Raw genomic sequence first — 7333 nt, 5'->3', positions numbered from 1 at the left:
CACCTTAGTTTGGCTGTTTTTTGTGCTGTTTTGTGTTAAATAGAACCACTATTCGCCTTAAAACACCGCAAAAACCCGCTCAAATCAGTCGGCTCTCGCTACGGCTAGCATTCTCGGACAGCCTCCTAGTCGCTCGCCTCCAGGCTCTGCTCCAGTGCTTCTAGGGCTTCCTGCTGCTCCAGCCATTCGGATTCAATCTGCTGTGACTTGCGTGTCAGGTCGGCCTGCTGACCCAGCAGGGTTTTGAGTTTTTCCTTGTTGGCGTCCTGATAGATCTCGCTGTCACCCAGCTGGGCTTCAATGTCGCTCAGTTGCGAACTGCACTTTTCGAGCTGCTGTTCCAGCTTCTCGATGTGCTGGCGCAGGGGTCTCAGCTTGGCCCGGTTCTGTGCCTCCAGGCGCTTTTGCTCCTTGCGATCGGCGGCGCTGTTGCCGCGGCTAAGATCTGTTTTCTCAACCTCGACGGGCGCCTGACGACGGCGATCCCCCAGCCAGCTGTGGTAGTCGTCAAGGTCGCCATCGAACGGCTGAGCCTTACCGTCAGCCACTAGCCAGAATTCATCCACAGTATTGCGCAGCAGGTGCCTGTCATGGGACACCAGAATCAGCGCGCCTTCGAATGTCTGCAGCGCCAGGGTAAGGGCGTGGCGAACCTCCAGATCCAGATGGTTGGTGGGCTCATCCATCAGCAGCAGGTTGGGTCTTTCCCAGGCGATCAGCGCCAGTGCCACACGGGCTTTTTCGCCGCCGGAGAAACGCTTGACCGGCTCCATGGCGTCGTCGCCGAAGAAACCGAAGCTGCCAAGAAAGTCACGTACCTGCTGCTCGCTCGATTTGGGGGAGAGGCGTTTGATATGCAGCAGCGGCGACGCTTCCAGGTCCAGTGCTTCGAGCTGATGCTGGGCAAAGTAGCCGACCTTGAGGTGCTCGCCGCCGCGCTGCTCGCCGCTGAGCAGGGGCAGGTCGCCCACCAGGGTTTTGATCAGGGTCGACTTGCCGGCGCCGTTGGGGCCCAGCAGGCCAATGCGGGCGCCGGGTGCCAGTGACAGGTTAAGCTGCTGCATGATCGGTTTGCCGGCATAACCGCAGTCGGCCTTGTGCAGTGTCAGCAAGGGGTTGGACACCTTGTCTGCCGGGGTAAAGCGGAAGCTGAACGGGCTATCCACATGGGCCGGTGCTATCAGCTCCATGCGCTCGAGTTCTTTCAGGCGGCTCTGGGCCTGTTTGGCCTTGGTGGCCTTGGCACGGAAGCGGCGTACAAAACTCTCGATTTCGGATACGCGTTGTTGCTGCTTCTGGAACTGAGCGTCCTGCTGTGCCAGGCGCTCGGCACGCATGCGTTCAAAGGCGCTGTAGTTACCCTTGTACAGGTCCAGCTGCTCGTTATGCATATGCACTATATGACTGACCACATTGTCGATAAAGTCGCGGTCATGGGATACCAGCAGCAGGGTGCCGGGATACTGGCGCAGCCACTGTTCCAGCCAGAGGGTGGCATCCAGATCCAGGTGGTTTGTAGGCTCATCAAGCAGCAGTATGTCGGAACGGCACATCAGTGCCTGGGCCAGGTTGAGACGGATACGCCAGCCGCCTGACAGATCCCCCACAGGGCGGCTGGCGTCGCCTGGCATAAAGCCCAGGCCATTCAGCAACAGGTGCGCCCGAGCTTCGGCGCTGTAGCCGTCGATACTGTCGAGTCTGGCGTGGAGCTCACCCAGGTGATGGTGTTGCTGGTCGGCTTCAGCCGCCGCTATCTCCCGCTCTACCTGACGCAGCTGCGCATCGCCATCCAGTACATAGTCGAGTACGAGGCGCTCAACCGACGTGACCTCCTGCGCCATGTGTGAGATGGTCAGGTTGCCGGCGATTTGCAGGTCACCGGAATCCGGCTGCAGCTCGCCCAGGATCAGTTTGAACAGGCTTGACTTACCGACGCCATTGGCGCCGATGATGCCGGTTTTCCATCCATGATGGATGGTCAGGTTGGCCTGGTGCAGCAGACGCTGAATGCCGCGCTGGAGGTTAAGCTGGGATATCTGAATCATGGTGGCGAATTTTAACAACCTGTCGAGATTAAGACTAATTCAATGGCGCTGATCACGGGTCCGCAGTTGCGAGGCGGACATATTCGAACTGCGTCTCCCGGTATTAGGGGAGGCGTTCGATGAAGCTGCACAACGACCTTTGGGACTATGCGTTGCAACTCTATGCCAGACCGGGTGTTGAATCGGCGTGTCTGCAGCTGCAACAGGAGTGGTCGCTCAGTGTTAATCGCCTGCTCTTTTGCTGCTGGCTGGCGACCGAAGGCCGGGCCTTGCAGGCGCAACAGCTGCGTACCTGCGAAGCGTCGCAGTGGCAGCACAGTACCACAGAGCCGCTGCGCGTGCTGCGCTACCAGGTGCGGACACAGCGCCAGCATGAGCCCGAACTGGAACGCTGTTATCAGGCGTTGCGTCAGGCAGAGCTGGCCGCGGAGCAGGTGGAGCTGGCCTGGCTGTTTGCGCTCGGTCGCGACTGGCCGGTGATGGCGCCTGTTACCTGCGGGGACCTGCTGCTACAGAACATCGGCCAGTACCTGAGCCTGGAAGCTATGGAGCCTAAACCTGGTCTGTTGGCTGTGTTGCAGGTTCTGGTCCAGGCTGCGGCGGGGCCAGTGCCTGCCCGGCAGGTGCTGCAATTGCAGTGGTAATGGCGTGAACTTTAGAGTTAAATCGGTCACTAAACAACGACATTCAGCATTATCAGTAGGGAATTTGGAATGAAGAAAACGTTTCTGGCAGTAGCCATGGCCTCTCTGGTCGCAGTGACATCGGCCGCTCAGGCTGACGCGCTGGATACCGAAGACAAGAAGCTGAGCTACAGCCTGGGTCTGATCCTTGGCGACAAGCTCAAGCAGGATATTGATACGCTGGACATAGATGCCTTCCGGCATGGCGTTGAAACCATTTACAAGGGCGAGGAGCCGCTGCTGGATCAGGAGCAGGTAGGGCAGGTCATGCAGGCCTTCCAGATGAAGAAAATGGAAGAGCAGCGGCAGGAATTCGCCCAGGTCGCTCAGGACAACCTCGACAAGGGCGCGGCCTATCAGGCCGATAACGGCAAAAACAAGGCAGTCACCACTACTGAGTCCGGTCTGCAATACGAAGAACTGACCGCTGGCAAGGGTGCTAATCCTGCTGCCGCCGATACCGTCAAGGTGCACTACAAGGGTGAGCTGATCGACGGTACCGAATTCGATAGCTCCTACTCCCGTGGCGAGCCGGTTTCCTTTCCGCTCAACGGTGTTATTCCGGGCTGGACCGAAGGTCTGCAGTTGATGAAGCAAGGCGGCAAGGCCCGCCTGGTGATTCCGGCTGAGCTGGCATACGGCCCAGGCGGCATGGGCAATGCAATAGGCCCTAACGAAACACTGGTGTTTGAAGTCGAGCTGCTGGAAATCAATCCACAGGCAGAAGAAGTTCAGGCCGAAGCCGCCGCCAAGTAATTAGCCGATAGCGCATGGATTATCCGCAAACCCGCAGCCTGAGCTGCGGGTTTTTTTTCGATTGCAGGGGAGGTGTTAGTGCCGCGCTGCAAAGGATCGACGCTGGCTTTTAACGCAGCAGGTTGATCAGACCGTTGGAGCCGATGGCGTAGTAGCCGTCGCTGGAAAAGGCGACGGCATAGGTGGCGGTGCTGGTCGGGCCGTAGGCGGCGCGCTTGTGTAGCTCCCAGCGGCGCAGCTCCTGTCCACTGGCGACATCCCAGAGCTGCACGAAGCCTGCGGCGCTACCGGTCAGCAACTGCTCGCCATTGCTGGAAAAGCGCGCACTGAGAAAGCTCATGCGACGCTGAAACAGGCTGCCGAAGTCGGACAGGGTATGCAGCACTTCGCCGCTGGCCGTATCCCAGATGACCGCCCGATCAAGGTTGCCGGCACTAAAGGCCAAACGGCCGTCGGGGGATAACGCTACGGTATCGACCTGATTGCCAAACTCCAGCGTCTGCAACAGCGCGCCGGATTGCAGATCCCAGAGCTTGGCCTTGTAGGCGTCGGAGCCGGTCAGGGCGAGGCGCCCATCCAGGCTCAGGTCTACGGCACGTACCCGAGCATCGTGACGCAGGCTGCGTTTGACGCCGCCATTCTTGATATCGAAATAGACCGCTTCGTGGTTGGCGAGTCCCAACAGGGCATAGTCGGCGCCACGGCTGAGGTCCATGGCCAGAATTTCGGCCGGTGAGCTCCAGTACCACACAGCCTGGCCACTGATCAGGTTCCAAAGCACCAGATCCTGCTGGCCGGCGGTAGCGGCGAAGCTTTCGTCCGGTGACAGCGCGGTGGCGGCAATAATGGAGTATTGGCCTGGCTGGTGATTCCAGCTGAACAGACGGGCGTTGCTGCTGGTATCCCAGAGGCTAGCACCGTGCTGAATGGAACCTATCAGGCCAAAGCGGCCCTGCTCGGACAGGCTGGCGGAGTATGCGCCCTGCAGGGCGTACTCATGCCATGAGACCGGCGTATCGGTGCGGCTGCAGCCTGACAGCAGTATTGCCAGAGTGGCCACCGTACCGGCGGCCAGGGTGGTGCGCATGCCTTATTCCCTGTTTTCGGCCAGCACCAGATCGCGGTGTGAGTTGTGCAGTATTTCGATCATGCGGTCTTCAAGTTCAAAGCGCTCTTCGAGCATCTCGCCGAGGCGGGACAGCTGCTCGGAAAACTCGCGTACCTGGCGCAGCGTCAGATCAGCCAGACGACTGGCGCAGTTGTCGTTGAAGTCCAGCGCGAAATCGGTGCTGCGCTGAATCAGCGGGAACAGTTTCTGGGCCTTTTCGAGGCTGCCGTCTTCAAATTCGCTGCCTTCGCGCAGTAGCTGCTCGTAGACTTCAAAATGACCGGAGGACAGATAATCCATCAGCAGATCACAGAAGGCTTCGGTGTGCCGTTTGAACTCTTCGTTCAGCGCCAGCGTTGGGAGCGCGACGAAACGACTGATGAGCAGTTGTCGTTCCTCCAGCAAGTGATCGATGATCTCGCTGACACCGCCCCAGCGTTCTTTCGCAGTGCGACATTTCTCCAGCATTGCTTGGCTCCTTATCTCAGTCAGACCCAATACTAATCCCAACGCGAAGGCAGGCGCAATAGAACCCGGACAATGGTTGGCGACGGCTTGTAGTTATTGCGGCTATGCCTTAACGCTGCTGCGGCCCCGGGCTATACTGGCCCGTCTGCCAGGGCCATGAAAACGTAAGGGACGGGAACATAATGCTGCGAAGACTGCTGTTTGGACTGATGTTGGGGTTGATGCTGCAGCCGGTATGGGCCGCCGAAGAGGAGTCGGGCGCGTCAGGTTATGTCGGTTATGTCGAGCTCAAGCCGTTTGTGGCCAATTTCGGCGGCACTGGGCCGCTGCGATTCATAAAATGCGAAATCACCCTTCAGGTTGGCAGTGAGGATGGGCATCATGCGGTGAACTATCACCTGCCCAGCATTCGCAATGACATTGTGTTTTTGCTGAGCGTGCAGGACGAGGCGGCATTGTCGAGCGCGGATGCGCAGGCGATACTCGCCAAGGAAGCGCTGGCGCAGGTGCAGGCGATGCTGCAGGAGGAAGAGGGTGAGCCTTTTGTGACCGATCTGTTTTTCACAAGTCTGGTCATTCAGTAGCGCTGCGGCGCATGCATATGCCCTGCTGTCAGCCACAGGTTTTTGTGTGCCTGACAACAGGGCATGTCATTTGGTTTTTACTGCGCCAGGTAGTCGGCCAGGTATTGATCGAAATCGAGGCTGTCTTCGGCTTCGATACGGGCCTGATCATTCAGTGAGCTGCCGGTCAGTTCGCTAAAATAGGCTTGGCGTTTCTCGCTCAGCGGGTTCTGCAGCAGGGCTTCCCGATGCGCCCGGCTTTGGGCCAGGCTGAACTCGCTGTGGCTGATATTCTGTTCCAGCAACTGGGTCAGAATCTGCGCTGAGGGCGTCAGTGCGGGGTTGTCGAGTTTCAGGCGCTGTGCCGCAACGGCATCGCTGAAAGTGTTGCCGTGTTCGTTTTTATCCAGCACGGTGGCGGTTTGGCTAACCATATCCAGAATTTCGTGCCCCCACTGCGCCAGTGAACGCTCGCTATCACTGCATTGCAGCGTCAGGCCTGGCTCTCTGCCGCGTGTGACCACACGCTTGAGGTTTTCGCTGATGCGCTCGCATTCATCATCATCAATCAGCTCGTCGCCGGCCAGCAGACAGGTCACCAGGAAAGCGTCCATAAAGTCGGCTTGTTGCTGATCAATGCCCAGCGGCAGTAGCGGGTTGATGTCGGTGTTGCGGATCTCGACATATTCCACGCCGCGGGTGTGCAGTGCATGCAGCGGTTTCTCGCCGGAGTGGGCGACGCGCTTGGGGCGGATATCGCTGTAATATTCGTTTTCGATCTGCAGAATGCTGGTGTTGAGCTGGCGATATTCGCCGTCAACTTTCACGCCTATGGCATCGTAGCGCTCGTACGGGGTGTGGATGGCCCGGTGCAGCGATGCGGTGTAGGTTTTCAGATGGTTGAAGCAGATTCCAAGGGATGACTGCGCCTTGTTGGAATAGCCCAGATCGCTCATGCGCAAGGAGGTGGCGTAGGGCAGGTAGAGAGTATCCTCGCCCAGTGCCTCTAGCTGATGGCTGCGTCCCTTGAGGAAGGAGCTGCACAGGGCCGGGGAGGCGCCAAACAGATACAGCAGTACCCAGCCGTAGCGGCGGAAGTTGCGTATCAGGCGGAAGTACTGCTCTGAACGGAAGTCCTGCAGGCTGTCCCGATTCTGCTGCTGTTGCTGCAATGCCGGCCACAGGGCTTCTGGCAGAGAAAAGTTGTAGTGAATGCCGGCGATGGTCTGCATCATCTTGCCGTAGCGATGCTTGAGCCCGGTACGGTAGACATGTTTGAGCTGGCCGACATTGGAGCTGCCGAAGTGGGCGATGGGGATGCTTTCTTCATCCGGGATATCGCACGGCATGCTGGTACACCAGATGAGTTCATCACCCAGGGGCCCGTAGCCAAAGCGATGCAGGTCCGCCAGGAAGGACAGTGCGTCTTCCGAGCGCTTGAAAACCGGTGTGATGTACTCCAGCAGGGCTTCGGAATAGTCCGTTGTTATATAGCTGTGGGTGAGCGCTGAACCCAGCGCACGGGGGTGCTCCGCCTGGGACAGTTGGCCCTTTGCGTCAACCCGCAGGCCTTCCTTTTCGATGCCATGCAGGATGCCCTTGAGCAATACTGCCTGACCATTTTGGACCAACTGGTCCAGCTGCTTTTGAAGTGCTGCAGACAAGTTCCTGCCCCTTTAGCGTGAGAAACGGCGGCTATTATAAACCAAC

The 7333-nt window shown here is 58.5% G+C and carries 7 protein-coding genes; 3 read left to right on the top strand and 4 right to left on the bottom strand.

Features of this window, described 5'->3' with window-relative positions; all coding sequences use genetic code 11:
• Positions 1–125: 125 nt before the first annotated feature.
• The gene (locus MPRO_RS09600) at positions 126–2045 is read right to left on the bottom strand and encodes an ATP-binding cassette domain-containing protein (RefSeq protein WP_067291020.1); all 1920 of its coding nucleotides are present in this window, start codon (positions 2043–2045) and stop codon (positions 126–128) included.
• 119 nt (positions 2046–2164) lie between these two features.
• On the opposite strand from MPRO_RS09600, the gene MPRO_RS09595 reads away from it, so the two are divergent.
• A complete protein-coding gene (locus MPRO_RS09595; protein ID WP_067291017.1) occupies positions 2165–2689 on the top strand; it encodes a TIGR02444 family protein in 525 nt (174 codons plus the stop codon).
• Between the two features lie 69 nt (positions 2690–2758).
• Positions 2759–3484, top strand: coding sequence for an FKBP-type peptidyl-prolyl cis-trans isomerase (locus tag MPRO_RS09590; protein WP_067291013.1), 726 nt, complete (start codon positions 2759–2761; stop codon positions 3482–3484).
• 109 nt (positions 3485–3593) lie between these two features.
• Here MPRO_RS09590 and MPRO_RS09585 read toward each other — a convergent pair whose 3' ends face one another.
• Both MPRO_RS09585 and MPRO_RS09580 read right to left on the bottom strand, forming a co-directional pair.
• Positions 3594–4571, bottom strand: coding sequence for a WD40 repeat domain-containing protein (locus MPRO_RS09585; RefSeq protein WP_067291010.1), 978 nt, complete (start codon positions 4569–4571; stop codon positions 3594–3596).
• Positions 4572–4574: 3 nt separating this feature from the next.
• A complete protein-coding gene (locus MPRO_RS09580; protein WP_067291005.1) occupies positions 4575–5060 on the bottom strand; it encodes an Rsd/AlgQ family anti-sigma factor in 486 nt (161 codons plus the stop codon).
• A 182-nt stretch (positions 5061–5242) separates the two neighbouring features.
• Between MPRO_RS09580 and MPRO_RS09575 the strand changes: the two genes are divergently transcribed.
• Positions 5243–5644 (top strand): flagellar basal body-associated FliL family protein, encoded by a 402-nt coding sequence (locus tag MPRO_RS09575; protein WP_067291002.1) that lies wholly within the window; start codon positions 5243–5245, stop codon positions 5642–5644.
• Positions 5645–5721: 77 nt separating this feature from the next.
• Here the strand turns inward: MPRO_RS09575 and gshA are convergent, their stop codons facing one another.
• On the bottom strand, positions 5722–7287 hold the full coding sequence (gene gshA / locus MPRO_RS09570; protein ID WP_067290998.1) for a glutamate--cysteine ligase: 1566 nt from the start codon (positions 7285–7287) through the stop codon (positions 5722–5724).
• Positions 7288–7333 lie beyond the last annotated feature (46 nt).

This window comes from Marinobacterium profundum (assembly GCF_001528745.1).
GTDB classification, from domain to species: Bacteria; Pseudomonadota; Gammaproteobacteria; order Pseudomonadales; family Balneatricaceae; genus Marinobacterium_A; species Marinobacterium_A profundum.
The sequence above is the reverse complement of the archived record's forward strand: the minus strand, read 5'-3'. Positions and strand labels throughout refer to the sequence as shown.

Bases quoted from the DNA above. Each gene is read 5' to 3' on its own strand.
- MPRO_RS09580 (WP_067291005.1), bottom strand. From the start codon at position 5,060: ATGCTGGAGAAATGTCGCACTGCGAAAGAACGCTGGGGCGGTGTCAGC.
- MPRO_RS09585 (WP_067291010.1), bottom strand. From the start codon at position 4,571: ATGCGCACCACCCTGGCCGCCGGTACGGTGGCCACTCTGGCAATACTG.
- MPRO_RS09595 (WP_067291017.1), top strand. From the start codon at position 2,165: ATGAAGCTGCACAACGACCTTTGGGACTATGCGTTGCAACTCTATGCC.
- MPRO_RS09575 (WP_067291002.1), top strand. From the start codon at position 5,243: ATGCTGCGAAGACTGCTGTTTGGACTGATGTTGGGGTTGATGCTGCAG.
- MPRO_RS09600 (WP_067291020.1), bottom strand. From the start codon at position 2,045: ATGATTCAGATATCCCAGCTTAACCTCCAGCGCGGCATTCAGCGTCTG.
- MPRO_RS09590 (WP_067291013.1), top strand. From the start codon at position 2,759: ATGAAGAAAACGTTTCTGGCAGTAGCCATGGCCTCTCTGGTCGCAGTG.